Here is a 16,540-nt window from a genome sequence, read left to right on the forward strand (position 1 = left end):
ATGGACGACAAGCGTGCTCTTCTCCTGAAAATGCTGGCTGCCGTACAGCAGGTCGCTCCCACTGCTCCGGATACCGCGGATGACGCGGATATCGCGGTCATCGGGCTGGCCGGGCGCTATCCCTCGGCCCGCACACCGGATGAGCTGTGGCGCAATGTCGCCGAGGGTCGGAATTGCATCAGCGAGGTACCCGCCGACCGTTGGGACGTGGAATCGCACTTCCACCCCGAGGCGAAGGACGGCCGCAGTTACAGCAAGTGGGGCGGCTGGCTCTCCGACGTCGACAAGTTCGACCCGTTGCTCTTCCAGATCTCGCCCTCCGACGCCGAGGAGATGGACCCGCAGGAGCGGCTGTTCCTGGAGACGGCATGGGCGACCGTCGAGGACGCGGGATATCGGCCGCGCGGATTGAGCGACGGCAATCCGGTGGGTGTTTTCGCCGGCGTGATGAACAACGACTACGAGCTGCTGGCCGGGGAGAGCAGCGCGTACGGGGTGCACACCCACGCGCGCTCGGCCCACTGGTCCCTCGCCAACCGGGTCTCCTACGTCCTCGACCTGCGCGGACCGAGCCTCACCGTGGACAGCGCCTGCTCGGCCTCGCTCACCGCCATCCACCTGGCCTGCGAGAGCCTGCGGCGCGGGGAGTGCCGGGTGGCGATCGCCGGCGGGGTCAACCTCATCCTGCACCCGCTCCACCTGGGCATGCTCGCCGACCGCCAGATGATCTCCCGCGGTGACCGGTGCCGCAGCTTCGGTGCCGGGGCGGACGGTTTCGTCGACGGCGAAGGCGTGGGCGCCGTCCTCCTCAAGCCGCTGTCCGAGGCGGAGGCCGACGGCGACCGGATCTACGCCGTCCTGAAGGGCTCCGCGCTCAACGCCGGTGGCCGGACCAGCGGTTACACGGTGCCGAACCCGGCGGCCCAGGCCGAGGTGATCGGCGCCGCGTTGCGCCGGGCCCGGATCGACCCCCGCACCGTCACCTACGTCGAGGCGCACGGCACCGGCACCCCGCTCGGCGACCCGATCGAGATCGCCGGGCTGCGCGAGGCGTTCCGCACCGGCACCGGCACCGGCACCGCAGCCGGTGCCGACCCGGGCAGCTGCGCCATCGGCTCACTGAAGTCCAACATCGGCCACCTGGAGTCGGCCGCCGGCATCGCGGGCCTGACCAAGGTGCTGATGCAGCTCCGGCACGGCGTCCTGCCGCCCTCCCTGCACTCGGCCGAACTGAACCCGGACATCGACCTGTCCGGCACCCCGTTCCGGGTACAGCAGGAAGCCGCACCCTGGACCCGTCCGGTGGTGCGCGACGCGGACGGCCGGGAGCGGGAGCTGCCGCGCCGGGCCGGCATCAGCTCCTTCGGCGGCGGCGGGGCCAACGCGCACCTCGTCGTCGAGGAGTACCGCGGCAGCCGGGCGGCCACCGTGGACGGCACCGGCCCCGAACTGATCGTGCTGTCCGCCCTCAGCGAGGAGCGGCTGCGGGTCTACGCGGGCGAACTCGCCGACTTCCTGGACCGGCAGCCCACCGACGACGGCGCCCTGAGGCGGTGCCTCCAGGTGGCCGCCGAGGTCCTGCGGGTCCGGCCGGAGGACCTGGACCCGGACGGGGAACTCGCCGACCACGGCTGCTCGGCGGCCGAACTGACCGCGCTGAGCGAGCGGCTGGGGCGGGACACCACCGTGCCCGGCACGGCCTCGCTGCGCGAACTGGCCGGCGGTGGACCGGCGATCTCCCTCGCCGACCTCGCGCACACCCTGCGCGTCGGGCGGGAGCAGTTGGACGTCCGGCTCGCGTTCCCGGCGACCGGCCCGGACCGGGCACGCGACGTGCTGCGGGCGGTGGCCGCCGGCACCGAGACCGGCACCGAGACCGGCACCGAGACCGGCATCGAGCTCAACGACAGCAGCCGCACCCGCCGCGGGCTGGGCGGCGACGCGCCGGACCGCTTCGCGCGGGCCCTGGCCGACGGCGACCTGGCCACCGCCGCCCGGCTGTGGACCGAAGGGGTCCAGGCGCACTGGCCCGCCACCGGCGCCCGGCGGATCGGCCTGCCGACGTACCCCTTCGCCCGTAAGCGCTACTGGATCCCGCTGCCCGCACAGGCGGCGCTGCCCGCACCCGGGGCGCCGCGCGCTCCCCGAGCGGCCGGGCCCGAGCCGAGCGCCGGACCCGAGGCCGTCACCACCCCGGTGGTGCCGGACGGCCGGGAACTCGGCTACTACCAGCCGGTCTGGTACCCCGAGGCACTCGCCGCCCCGCGCCCCGCCGCACGAGAGACCGACCGGGTCGCGGTGCTCACCGCCGGCGAACCCGACGCCCTCGCCCGGGCGTTGCTGCGCCACCACCCCGGAGCCGAACTGGTCCGACTCGACCGGGACGACCCGGCGACGGTGCTCACCGCCCCGGTGCGGCACCTCTACCACCTCGGCGGGCTGCGGCGGCCGGACGACGTGGCCGCCGGGCTGCGCGACGGCGTGCTGGCACTGTTCCGCACCCACGGCCTCGGCACCCGGCTCACCGTGGTGACCAGCGGTGCGTACGACGACAACCCGCACGCGGCGGGGATCCTGGGTTTGGCCCAGATCGTGGCCGCCGAACGCCCCGACCTCGACGTCACCTGCATCGACGTGACCGACACCGATCCGCAGGCGGCACTGGCCGCGGTGCTCGTGGAGCCCCCGGACCCGGGCGGGCGGGCGGTCCTGCTGCGGGCCGGCCGACGGCACGTCAGGCGCCTGGTCGAGACCCCGCTGCCGGCGCCGGACCGCTCGCCCTACCGCAGCGGCGGCACGTACCTCCTGGTCGGCGGGACCGGTGGCATCGGCCGCGCCCTCTCGGAGGAGCTGGCCCAGCGGTACCAGGCCAATCTGGTCTGGGTCAGCCGTAGTCCCCTCGGCCCCGAACAGCGGGCCACCGCGGAGCGGGTGCGCGCGGCGGGCGGCCGGCTGGTGCACCTGCGGGCCGACGCCGCGGACCCGTCCGCACTGCGCGCTGCGCTGGCCGAGGCCCGGCAGCACTTCGGTGCGCTGCACGGCGTCTTCCACGCGGCCATGGCGTTCAACGCCAGCACCCTCGCCGAACTCACCGAACCGGAGCTGCGCACGGCGCTCGCCGCCAAGATCGACGGCTCGGTCGCGCTGACCGACGCGCTCGGGGACGAACCCCTGGACTTCCTCGCCTTCTTCAGCTCGGTGGGCTCCTTCGTGAGCGCCGCGGGCAACGCCGCCTACGTGGCGGCCAGTTCCTTCCAGGACGCCTACGGCCGGGCGCTGTCCACCCGCCTCCCGTACCCGGTACGGGTGGTCAACTGGGGCTACTGGGGCCTGGTCGGCTCCGGAGCGCAGCCGGGCCTCCAACAGATCTTCCGGCGCAACGGCGTCGAGGCGTTCTCGGTGCGCGAGGGGCTGGACGCCCTGGAGCGGGTGCTGGTCCACGGCCCGGTCCAGGTCATGCCGATCCGCGCCGACCGGCAGGCCCTGGAGGTGCTGGGCCACCGCGCCTCGGCACTGGCCGGCCGGATCGCCCCGCCGGCGCCCGCCGACCCGGGCGCCGTAGCCGTCCTCGTCGGCTACGACCGGCTCTCCGCGCTCTGCGAATCCGCGCTGCTCGACGTCTACCGGCAGATGGGCGCCCTCACCCGCCCCGGCGAGCGGGAGAGCGTGACCGGCCTCGCGGACCGGCTCGGCATCGTCCCCAAGTACCACCGGCTGCACGGAGCCCTGCTGAACATCCTCGCCGACGCCGGACACCTCGCCGTCCGGGGCGACGCCGTCGAGGTCCTCGCGGCCGGGGACCGCACCCCCGCGGACCACCGGGAAAGCGAACTGGACCGGATAGCCGCCGACCACCCGGACATCAGGGCCACGGTGGAGCTGACCCGGCTGTTCCTGCGGAGCTACCCGCAGGTGCTGCGCGGCGAGGTCGGCGCCACCGAGATCATGTTCCCGAACGCGTCGATGGAACTGGTCGAGGACTTCTACCGCGGCAACCCGCTCACCGACTCCTTCAACGCGCTGGTCGCCGAGACGGTGGCCGAGCACGCACGACGGCGGGTGCCGGCACTCGGCGCCGATCAGCGGCTGCGCGTCGTGGAGTTCGGGGCCGGCACCGGCGCCACCACGGACCGCGTCCTGCCCGCACTGTCCCCCTGGGCCGACCGCGCCGAGTACGTCTTCACCGACATCTCGCCGCAGTTCCTGGAGGCCGCCGAGGAGCGGTTCGGCGCCCGCCACCCGTTCACCCGGTTCCGCATGCTCAACCTCGAACGGCCCCTCACCGAGCAGGGCTTCACCCCCGGCAGCGCGGACGTCGTGGTGGCCACCAACGTCGTGCACGCCACCGGCGACCTGCGCCGCACCCTGCGTACGGCGCGCGAACTGCTGCGCCCCGGCGGGTGGTTGGTGCTCAACGAGCTGACCTCGATCCGCAGCAGCATCACCGTCACCGGCGGTGTGCTGGAGGGCTGGTGGGCCTTCACCGACCCGGAGCTGCGCATCAAGGACGCCCCGCTGGCCACCCCGCAGACCTGGCAGCGGCTCCTGATCGAGGAGGGCTTCGGCGACGCCCTGGTCCTGGACCGCGGTGCGGCCCTCGGCCAGCACGTGATCATCGGGGCGAACGCCGCCGCTGCCCCGGCGGCCCCGGCGACCGCGCCGGCCGCCGACCCGGCGCCGCTGCCAGGTCTGCGGGCCGGCCACGCCGCCGCGGCGGGTCAGGGGCTGCTGTCCCGGCTCGGCGACATCGTCGCGGCCACCCTGAAACTCGACGAACCGGCCGACCCCGAGCGGCTGCTGTCCGACTACGGCTTCGACTCGCTCAGCGGTATGAAGATCGCGGCGGCGATCGAGGACGAGCTGGGCCTCCGGGTCCGGCTGGGCGACCTGCTCCAGCACCCCACCCTGCGTGACGTCGCCGACCACCTCGCCGGACTGACCGGCGACGGGCCCGGCGAAGAACAGCCCCCGGCGCCGCAGCCCCGGCCGGAAGCGGTCGCCTTCCCGCTCTCGGCGGGCCAGCGGGCGCTGAGCGTGATCGAGCGGACCGCCCCCGGCAATTACGCCTACAACCTGCCGCTGGCGTTCTGGCTCGCACCGGACACCGACGAAGCCGCCCTGCGCGCCGCGCTCCAGTCGATGGTCGACCGGCACCCCCAGCTGCGCGCCCGGGTGACCGGCGACCAGCAGATCATCGAACCCGCCCGTCAACTCACCGTCAGCCGACGGGAGATGGGCACCGGCGGCCCGGACGAGGTCCGCGAGGCGGCCCGGGCGGCGGTCCGGGAGCCCTTCGACCTGGCGCGCGGACCGCTGCTGCGGGCCACCCTGTTCGCCCTGGCCGACGGCCGGCGGGTCCTGCTGCTCACCTTCCACCACATCGTCTTCGACGGCCTGTCCATCGCCGTGTTCCTGCGCGAGCTGTCCGCGTTCTACCGGCGGCGCCCGCCGGCGACCGCACCGTCCGCGACCTTCGCCGACTTCGTCGACTGGCAGACGGAGCTGCTGGGTTCGGAGCACGGCGACCGCCTGCGTGCCCACTGGCTGCGGCAGCTCTCCGGCGACCTGCCCGCGCTCCAGCTCCCGCTGGACCGCCCCCGCCCGGCCGTGCCGAGCTACCGCGGGGCCTCCGTCGAAGGCCGGCTGACCGCAGGGCAGATCCAGGCCGCCCGACGGCTGGCCGCCGAGGAGCGGACCTCGCTCTTCACCGTCCTGCTCGCGGTCTACGCCACCCTGCTGCACCGCTACTCCCAGCAGGACCGCATCCTGATCGGCACCCCCGTCGCCGGGCGCCCGTCCCCGCAGTACGCCGAGGTGCTCGGCTACTTCATGAACATGGTCGTCCTCAAGCACGACATCGACCCGGAGCAGGACTTCCGGACCCTGCTGCGCGACGCGCGGGACACCGTCCTTGCGGCCCTGGAGCACAGCGACTACCCGCTCCTGACCCTCGCCCAGGAACTGCGCGGGTCCCGCCTCTTCGACACCGCCTTCTACTTCCAGAACTGGGTGGAGGACGACACCGACACCGCACCGGTGTCCGGGGTGTTCCCCGGCGTCCACCAGGAAGGCGAATTCGACGTCACGCTGGAGGTCGTCGAGGAGCCCGAGGGGGCCCGGTACTGCCTCAAGTACAACCCGGACCTCTTCGACGAGGACACCGTGCGGCGGCTCGGCGCGCACTTCGGCGTGCTGCTCGACGCGGCCCTGGCCGGACCGGACCGCGCCGTCGACCGCCTGCCCCTCCAGAGCGCCGACGAACTGCGCGCGGCCCAGGAACGGCACCGGCGGGTCCGGCGCGACTACCCCGAGGACCGCACCCTGCCCGCCCTGTTCGCCGAGCAGGCCCGCCGCACACCCGAGGCGATCGCGGTGTCCGACCCGGACGCCACGCTGACCTACCGGGAGCTGATGGCCCGGACCGACGCGCTCGCCGACCGCCTCCGGCACCGCGGAGTCGCGCCGGGACGCCGGGTCGGTGTGCTGGTCGACCGGTCCGCTGACCTGCTCGTCGCCCTGCTGGGCGTGCTCGCGGCCGGTGGCGCCTACGTACCGCTGGACCCCGGCTACCCGGCCGAGCGGCTGCGGTACATGGCCGAGGACGCCGGCCTCCACCTGCTGCTGGTGCGCTCCTCCGGTACGCACCCCGACCTCGGCACCCCCGTCCTGGCGGTCGACGCGGCCGACGACGGCATCGTTGGCATCGACGGGACTGATGGGACTGATGGGACCGCGGCGACCGTCGGCGGGTCCCGGCCGGGGGAGGGTGCCGGGCCGACCGCGCACGATGCCGCGTACGTGATCTACACGTCGGGATCGACCGGCCGCCCCAAGGGCGTCCAGGTACCGCACCGGGCGCTGGCCAACCTGCTGCTCTCGATGGCCGAGGAGCCCGGTCTGACGGCGGGCGACCACCTGCTGGCGCTCACCACCGTCTGCTTCGACATCGCCGCCCTGGAACTGTTCCTGCCGCTGATCACCGGCGGCCGGGTGGAGCTCGTGCCCACCGAGGTCGCCCGGGACGGCGTCCTGCTGCGCCGCCTGCTCGACGCCAGCCCGGCCACGGTCGTCCAGGCCACCCCCGCCACCTGGAAGATGCTGCTCGCCGCCGGCTGGACGGGCAACCCCGCGCTGAAGGTGCTGTGCGGCGGAGAGGCCCTCGACCAGGACACCGCCGAGCAACTGCTGGCCCGCGCCGGTCAGGTGTGGAACATGTTCGGGCCGACCGAGACCACCATCTGGTCGGCCGTGTGCCGGCTCGTGCCCGGCGAGCGGGTCACCATCGGCCACCCGATCGCCAACACCGAGCTGCATGTGCTCGACACCCGGGGCCGGCCGGTCCCGGCGGGCGTGCCCGGCGAGCTGCACATCGGGGGCGCGGGCCTGGCCACCGGCTATCTGGGCCGCCCGGAGCTGACCGCGGAACGGTTCGTCACCACCGACGGCGTCCGCCGCTACCGCACCGGCGACCTGGTGCGCGCCCTGCCCGACGGTCGGATCGCGTACCTGGGCCGGCTCGACGCCCAGGTGAAGGTCCGCGGCTTCCGGATCGAACCGGGCGAGATCGAGGCGGTGCTGCGCACGCAGACCGGGGTCCGCGAGGCCGCCGTGGTCGCGCGCCGCACCGGCGGCGAGAACGTCCTGTACGCCTTCCTGGTGCTCGACGGCGGCGCCGCGCTGCCGCCCCGCGAGGCGCTGGCCCGGTGGCTGCCCCCGCATATGGTCCCCGAGGTCCTCCTCCCGGTGGCGTCGCTGCCGCAGACGCTCAACGGGAAGGTGGACCGCGGCAGACTGACCGCCGCGCCCCTGGCCGAGCTGGGCGCGGCGGCCGCCCCGGAACGTCCCGGACACCCGGCGGCCCCGGTGCGCGCGGCGGCCGCCCCCGAGAGCCCCGCGGTCCGTACCGCGGAGCTGACCGAGCTGATCGCGGACCTCCTCGGCACGGACCCCGGGCAGGTCCCCCCGGACGTCCCGCTCGGCCAACTCGGTATGAACTCGGTCAGCTTCACCGCGCTCAGCACCCGGATCAGCGAGCGGTACGGCACCGAAGTGCTGCCGACGCTCTTCTACCGCTACCCGACCGTCTCCGCGGTCGCCGCCCACCTGGCCGGGGCCGGCCGCGGCGACGTACCGCGCGAGGAGGCCCCGCCGGCCGGGACCGGCGGCCCGGCGCCCGCCGCGCCTACCGCGCCCGCCGGGGCCGCGGCCGGCAGCGCCCCGGCCGCCGCCGACCGCACCGGAACCGGCGACATCGCGATCGTCGGCATGGCCGGCCGACTGCCCGGTTCCGCCGATCTCACGGAGTTCTGGGAGAACCTGGCGCAGGGCCGGGACCTGGTCACCGAGATCCCCGCCGACCGCTGGGACTGGCGCGCGCACACCGGGAGTTCCCGCTCCCGCTGGGGCGGATTCCTCTCCGGCGTGGACCGTTTCGACGCCGCCTTCTTCGCGATCTCGCCCCGCGAGGCCGAGCTGATGGACCCCCAGCAGCGCCTGCTCCTCGAAGCGGTGTGGTCGGCGATCGAGGACGCCGGATACCGGGCCTCGGACCTCGCGGGCCGGCGCGTCGGCGTCTTCATCGGCACCACCAACTCCGACTACACCGAGGTGCAGCGGGCCGCCGGACGGACGGCCGAACCGCACACCCTCACCGGCGCCGCCCAGTCGATCATCCCGAACCGCATCTCGTACCTCCTGGACCTGCGCGGCCCCAGCGTCGCGGTGGACACGGCCTGCTCCAGTTCGCTGACCGCCGTGCAACAGGCGGTCACCGCGCTGCGCGACGGCACCTGCGACCTCGCGATCGCGGGCGGCGTCAGCCTGATCCTCGACCCGGGGCTCTACACCGCCCTCAGCCGCAACGAGATGCTCAGCGAGGACGGCCGGTGCAAGGCGTTCGACGCCTCCGCCAACGGCTACGTGCGCGGTGAGGGCGTGGGCGTGGTGGTGCTGCGGGACCACGCGGCCGCACGCCGGGACGGTGACCGGGTGGCCGCGGTGATCAAGGCGGCCGCGGTCAACCACGGCGGCCGCACCACCTCGCTCACCTCGCCCAACCCCGGCGCGCAGGCCGACCTGCTCGTCGCGGCCTACCGGGCGGCGGGCATCGACCCCCGCACCGTCGGCTACATCGAGGCGCACGGCACCGGCACCGCACTCGGCGACCCGATCGAGATCGCCGGTCTGACCGAGGCGTTCGGGCGGCTGCGCGGCGACGCCGAGGTGACCGGACCCAGCTGCGGTATCGGCTCGGTGAAGACCAACATCGGCCATCTGGAAGCCGCCGCCGGGATCGCCGGACTGCTCAAGGTCGTGCTCGCACTCCAGCACCGCACCCTCCCGGCCAGCCTGCACTTCCGCGAGCGCAACCCCTACCTCGAACTGGACGGGAGCCCCTTCGAGATCGTCGACACCACCCGGCCCTGGTCCGCACCCGTGGCCGACGACGGCACCGCGCTGCCCCGCCGCGCGGGCGTCAGCTCCTTCGGCTTCGGCGGCGCCAACGCGCACGTGGTGATCGAGGAGGCGCCGGCCGTACCGCACGGTCCGGACCGGGCCGAGGAGGACCTGTTCGTCCTGTCCGCCCGGACCGAGCGCGGCCTACGGGAGCAGGCCCGACGGCTGGCCGCCTTCGTCCGGCGCACCGAGCCCGCGCCCGCCGATGTCGCCTTCACCCTGCGCACCGGCCGGGAGGCCATGGAGGAGCGGCTCGCCTTCGTCGCCCGCGGCCGCACCGAACTGCTGGCGCAGTTGGACGCCGGCGCCGAGGGCCGAGCCGGGACGGGGGCGCTGCGCGCCCGGGTGAGCGGTGACCGGCGCCGCACCGCGGCCTCGCGCGGCGCGGCCTGGCAGGACTTCGTCCGCGCGCTGTCGGCCGAGCGGGACCTCGCGTCCCTGGCCCAGCTGTGGACCGACGGCGCGGACGTGGACTGGTCCGCACTGCCGCCGGCCCGCCGGATCGGGCTGCCCACCTACCCGTTCGAGCCGACCCGGCACTGGGTCGACGCACCGGCCCCGACCCCGGCCGACGGCCGTGCTCCGAGCGTCGCCCCGGCCCCGGCCGACGGTGCCGCACTGCTGGACGAGAACGTCTCGACGTTCGGCGAGGCGGTCTTCGCCAAGCGGCTCACCGGGGCGGAGTTCTACCTCGCCGACCACCAGGTCGGGGAGGAGCGGGTGCTGCCGGGCGTGGTGTACCTGGAGATGGCGCGGCTCGCCGGCGAGCGGGCGCACGGCGCCGCCGCGGTCCGGCGGATCGACGACATCGTCTGGGCCGCGCCGGTCGCCCTCCGGCCCGGCCGGCACAAGGACCTGCGGGTGGCGGTGGCGCCCTCCGGCGCGTTCGAGATCGTCGGGACGCGCCCGCACGCCCGCGGTCGGGTGGTGTTCGACGCGCCCGGCGCGGACGCCGCGCCGGCCCCCGACCGGATCGACCCGGCCGCGGTGCGCGCCCGGTGCCACCGGCACCGGACCCGGCAGGAGACCTACGCCTACTTCCACACCCTGGGCTTCCGGTACGGCCCGGCCTTCCAGGTCGTCGAGGAACTGGCGCTCGGTGACGGCGAGGCCCTGGCGCGGCTGCGCCGCCCCGAGAACGGCGCGTACGCGTTCCACCCCTCGCTCCTCGACGGAGCACTCCAGACGGCCGGTTGGCTGGTGGCGGGCTCGACACCGCACCTGCCCTACTCGATCGGATCGGTGCAGCTCTTCGGCGAACTGCCGGCCGAGTGCCTGGTGCACGCCGAGGCGGTGGAGAGCCGCGCGGACGCCCAGGTCTTCCGTATCGTCCTGGCCGCCCCCGACGGCACCGTGGTGGCGCGCATCGAGCGCTTCACCCTGCGCGCCGTACCGCAGACCGAGCCCGCGGTGCACGCCTTCGAGCCGGTGTGGCAGGAGACGGACACCGCACCCGAACCCGCCCCGCGGACCGCGACCGGACCGCTCGCCGTCCTCGACACCGGGGACGGCCGCGCCCAGGCGCTCCGCGACGAACTCGCGCTCCTCGCACCGGAGTTGATGGTACGCGTCGGTGACGTGGAGACCGCCTCGTGCGTCGTCCACCTCGCCACCGGGGACGGGCTCGACGCGGCGCTGCGCGACGGGTTCCACACGGCCCTCGACGTCTGCCGGACCCGGATCGCCGGAAGCGGCGGACCGCTGCGCTACCTGTACGTCCACGACGACCGGGCCGGTGCCGCCGGGGCGGCGCACCGCGCGCTCGACGGCTTCGCCCGGTCGATCGGCCAGGAGTACCCCGCGATCCGGATGAGCGTGCTGGCCCGCACCGGCTCCACCACCGCCTCCGTCCGGGAGCTCGCCGCGCTGGTGCTCGCCGAACTCCCCGGCGGCGAACCGGAGGTGCGGACCGGCACCGGTCGGCGCGCGGCCCGCGGCTGGCGCGAACTCGACCTCCCCGGGACCGGTGCCTCGCCACTGGCCCGGGACGGCGCGCACCTCATCACCGGCGGTTCCGGGAAGCTGGGGCGGCTGGTCGCCGAACGGATCGCCCGGCACCCCGGCGCCCGCATCGTGCTGGTCAGCCGGACCGCACCGACCGAACCCCTGCCGGACGGCTGGCTGCACCTGAGCGCCGACGTCGCCGTGCGGGCCGACGTCGAGCGGGTGGTGGCCGAGGCCCGGCGCCGCTTCGGACGGATCGCCGGTGTCGTGCACGCGGCGGGCACGCTGCGGGACTCGCTGGCGCTGCACAAGAGCCGCGCGGACGCCGACGCGGTACTCGCGCCCAAGGTGCGGGGCCTGGTCCACCTGGACGAGGCGACCCGGGCGGACGACCCCGACTACCTCCTCGCCTTCGGCTCGACCGCCGCGGTGTTCGGCAACGTCGGGCAGACCGACTACGCCTTCGCCAACAGCTTCCTCGACCACTATCTGGAGCGGCGCCCCGGCCGCAGCCTGACGGTGGACTGGTCGCTCTGGCGCGACGGCGGCATGACCCTCACCGCCGAGGCCCGGCAGGGCATGCGGCGCGAGTTCGGCATGGATCCACTGCCGACCGGGGCCGCACTCGACGCCCTGGAGGGCGCGCTGGCCACCGGCGCCTCCCGGGTCCTGCTCACCGCGGGCGACCGCGGGCGGATCACCGAGGCCCTGCGCCGGCGCCCCGCCGAGCCCGCGCCGGAGCCGGTTCCCCTGGCGGCCACCCCGGCCGGGCCGGACCCGGACGGCGGTGCGCTCCGTCCCACCGCCGCCGCGTTCCTGCGCGAACTGCTGGCCGCCGAGCTGAAGATGCCGCTCGACGACGTCGCGGAGGACGAGCCGTTCGACCACTACGGAGTCGACTCGCTGCTGGTGCTGAGCCTCACCCGGGCACTGGAGGAGCGCTTCGGCCCGCTGTCCAAGACGCTGTTCTTCGAGTACCTGACGATCGGTGAGTTGGCGGCGTACCTGGCCGAACGGCACCCCGCCGCGGTGCGCGACCTGGCCGCCCCCCGGACGGCGTCCGCACCGCACGCCGAGACCGCTGCCGAGACCGCTGCCGAGACCGCTGCCGAGACGGCCGCGGTGGCGGCGGTGGGCACGCTCCCCGGTGCGGCTGCGACCGCCGCGGCAGTGGTCCCCGCCGCGGCCGTCCCCGGTCCGGCCGTGCACGCCACCGTGCCCGAACCCGGGCGCGAAACCGCGCCCGACCCCGCCGACGAGATCGTGATCGTCGGGGTGGCCGGCCGCTACCCGCAGGCCGACGACCTGTGGCAGTTCTGGCGCAATCTGCGCGCCGGCCGGGACTGCATCGAGGAGGTGCCGCACGACCGCTGGGACCACGACCGGTTCTACGACCCGGACCGCGACGTCCCCGGCAAGACGTATGCCAAGTGGGGCGGCTGGCTCTCCGACGTGGCGTCGTTCGATCCGATGTTCTTCCGCATGTCCCAGGTCGAGGCGGAGCACATCGACCCGCAGGAACGGATCTTCCTGCAAACGGTGTGGCACCTCCTGGAGGACGCGGGCACCTCCCGGGCGGCCCTGTCCACGGTCCGCACCGGCGTCTTCGTCGGCCTGATGTACGGCCACTACCAGCTGTACGGCGTCGACGAAGCCCTGCGCGGCGACGGCGCCGCCACCTCGTCGTCGTACGCCTCGGTGGCCAACCGGGTGTCCTACTTCTTCGACTTCGACGGCCCGAGCATCGCCCTCGACACCATGTGCTCGTCCTCGCTCACCGCCCTCCACCTGGCCTGCCAGGCGATCCGGGACGGGGACTGCGAGGCGGCGGTGGCCGGCGGTGTCAACGTCTCCAGCCACCCGCTGAAGTACCTCCAACTCGCCAAGGGCGGCTTCCTGTCCACCGACGGCAGGTGCCGCAGCTTCGGCGAGGGCGGCGACGGCTACGTGCCCGCCGAGGGCGCCGGGGCGGTGCTGCTCAAGCGGCGCTCCGCGGCCGAGGCGGCCGGTGACCGCATCCTCGCCGTGGTCAGGTCCACGGCGGTGAACCACGGCGGCGCCGGAAAGGGCTTCAGCGTGCCCAACCCCCGGTCCCAGGGGGTGATGATCGGCGAGGCGCTGTCCCGGGCCGGTCTGACCCCCGCGGAACTGGACTACCTGGAGGCGCACGGCACCGGCACCTCGCTCGGCGACCCGGTGGAGATCAGCGGCCTGGCCCGCGCCTTCCAGGGACACGACCTGGACGGGGTGCGCATCCCGATCGGCTCGGTGAAGTCGAACATCGGCCACGCCGAGTCGGCCGCCGGCATGGCCGCGCTGACCAAGGTCCTGCTCCAGCTGCGGCACCGGGAACTGGTGCCCTCGCTGCACGCCGACCGCCTCAACCCGCACCTCGACCTGGACGCCACCCCCTTCCGGCTCCAGCGCGAACTCGCCCCCTGGGCGGCGCGCACCGACGCCGCGGGCCGTCCGCTGCCCCGCACCGCCGGCATCAGCGCGTTCGGCGCGGGCGGCAGCAACGCCCATGTGATCCTGGAGGAGTTCGTGTCACCCACGCAGCCCCCCGCGCCGGAGCCGCCGTACGTCTGCGTGCTCTCCGCACGCGATGCGGAGCGGCTCACCGAACACACCGCGCAGATCGCCGAGTTCCTCCGCGGCGAGGGACGGGACACGCACCCCGCCGCGCTCGCCGCGACGCTCCGGACCCGTGAGCCGATGGCCCACCGCCTCGCCGTGGTCTTCGACGGCGTGGCCGACCTCCTGGACGCGCTCGACCGGCACCTGGCGGGCGCGCCCGCACCGCAGGTCCTGACCGGCACCGCGGTCCGCTCCGCCGCACCGGCCGCGGACCGCACCCCGCGGGAACTGGCCGCCGCCTGGGTCCGCGGCGCGCAGCTCGACGGGCCCGGCGACGGTCCGCTGATCCCGCTGCCCGGCTATCCGTTCGCCCGCGAACGCTGCTGGCTGCCCGCCGCCGACGCGGTGCGCACCCGCCCCGCCCCGCCCCCGGCACCGAAGGACGCCCCGCCACGCGGCGAGGTGCTGCTCTCCACCGCGACCCCGGTCATCGCCGGGCATCAGGTGCAGGGCCGGTTCCTGCTGCCCGCACTGGCCTACCTCGACCTCATCGCCGGGGTGTTCCGCGACCACGGGCACCCGGTCGAGCGGGTGACGGTCCGCAACCTCACCGCACTGCGACCGCTGGACGTCACCGACCGGCCGGTGGCCGCGGAGGTCCGCTGCACCCCGGCCGGGGCCGGCCGGTGGCAGGTCACCGTGACCGACGGCGAGCCCTACGCCACGGCCGAGGTCGAGGTGACCGACCCGCCGGTCTTCCGGGAACGGCTGGTGAGCCACCCGCACGACACCCCCAGGCCGCTGGCCGACACGTACGACCGGGACGCCGGCAACGGCCAGCACTACCGCGGCGCGGCGCGCGCCGACGGCCTGGTCCGCACCGACCAGGAGCAACTGGCCGCCGAACTCACCGCCGCACCGGGCGACTTCCTGGTGCACCCGGCCCTGCTGCTCGGCGGGACGGTCGCGGCCGGTGCGTTGCTCGACACCGACGGCCGGGCGTTCCTGCCGCTGCACCTGTCCTCGTTCCGCACGACCGGACCGCTGACCGAGCGCTGCACGGCCCGGGTACGCCGCTCCTCGGTGAGCCGCCGCGGCGAGGTCGTCCGGCTCTCCGTGGACTTCTTCGACCAGGAGGGCCGGCAGGTGGCCGAGTTGTCCGAGCTGTCCAGCAAGGCCGTGGCGCCCGCCGCCGGTGCGGCGGAGCCGGGAGCGCCGGCCGCCGGGGGAACGCTCCCCGGCGCGCCCGCCACCGCCCGCGCGCAGGACTTCCTCCGGCGCCTGCTGGCCGCACACCTGGGCCGCGCACCGCAGTCGATCCCGGTGACCTCCGGCTACTACGAACTGGGCATCGACTCCGTGCAGGTGCTGGGCCTGGTCGAAGCGGTACAGGACGCCGTGGGCCAGGAACTGGCCCCCACGCTGCTCTTCGAATACACCACCGTCCGCGACCTGGCGGCCCACCTGGCCGAGCGGTTCCCGCACGCGTTCGACGCCGCCCCCGCCCCCGCCCCCGCCGCCGACGGCGTCCCGGCGCAGCACCGCCCGCAGACCGTGCCCGCGGGCGGACTGGGCCGGCTCAGGGAGGGCACCCACCTGCCCGCCGCCCCGGCCCCGGCGGCCCTGTCCGCGGAAGAACTCGACCGGCTGATCGCCGGCCGGCTGCTGGAACGGCTCCGTACCGCCGGCGCGTTCGCGCACGGGCGCACCGAGCCGGTGGCCGAACTGGCCCGGCGGATGTCCGTCCTGGACAAGTACCGACGCTGGCTGGACGAGGCCGCACGGCTGCTCACCGCCGCGGGCCTGACCCGGCTGGCCGACGGCGTCCTGGAGCTGGCGGCCGGGCAGCCCCCGGCGCACGCCACCGCCTGGCCGGCGGTCCGGGCGCGCTTCGCGGCCGACCCGTACTGGAACGCGCAGCTCTCCCTGGTCGAGGAGTGCATCGACCAGCTGCCCGGGATCCTGTCCGGTGCGGTGCCCGCGACCGACGTGCTGTTCCCCGGCGGCTCCATGGCCAAGCTCACCGCGGTGTACCAGGGCAACGCGGTCGCCGACCGGCTCAACGACGTGGTCGCCGAGGTGACCGCGGCGGCCGTGCGCGAGCGCCTCGCCGACGACCCCCGGGCCACCGTCCGCCTCGCCGAGGTCGGTGCCGGTACCGGCGGCACCACCGCCGTCGTCCTGCCCCGCCTCGACGCCCACGCGGACCGCGTCGAGTACTGGTACACCGACCTCTCCCCGGCCTTCCTGGACCAGGCGGAGCGCCGCTTCGGCCCCGGCCGCGGCTACCTGCGCTACGGCCGGTGGAACGTCGAACAGCCGGGCGCGGGCGAGCAGCTCACCGGCGGCGACTGCGACGTGATCGTGGCGACCAACGTGCTGCACGCCACCCAGGACATCCGCCTCGTCCTGCGCAATCTGGCCGCCGCGCTGCGCCCCGGCGGCGTCCTCGTCATCAACGAGGTCACCCGCAAGTCCGCGGTGCTCACCCTGACCTTCGGCCTCCTGGACGGCTGGTGGCGCTACGACGACGAGGACGTCCGCATCCCCGGCGCGCCGATCC

1 protein-coding gene (only partly in view) is annotated in these 16,540 nt (G+C 75.0%); it reads left to right on the plus strand.

The annotated features are described in order from the left end of the window. A protein-coding gene (locus ACFVT2_RS10580) for an amino acid adenylation domain-containing protein (protein ID WP_390014805.1) crosses the window boundary here: on the plus strand, positions 1–16,540 show its 5' portion. The gene runs 6,845 nt beyond the window's last position; only the first 16,540 of its 23,385 coding nucleotides appear in the window; the start codon lies at positions 1–3; its stop codon lies beyond the right edge, outside the window.

This window comes from Streptomyces sp. NPDC058000 (assembly GCF_042886435.1).
Classification (GTDB): Bacteria; Actinomycetota; Actinomycetes; order Streptomycetales; family Streptomycetaceae; genus Streptomyces.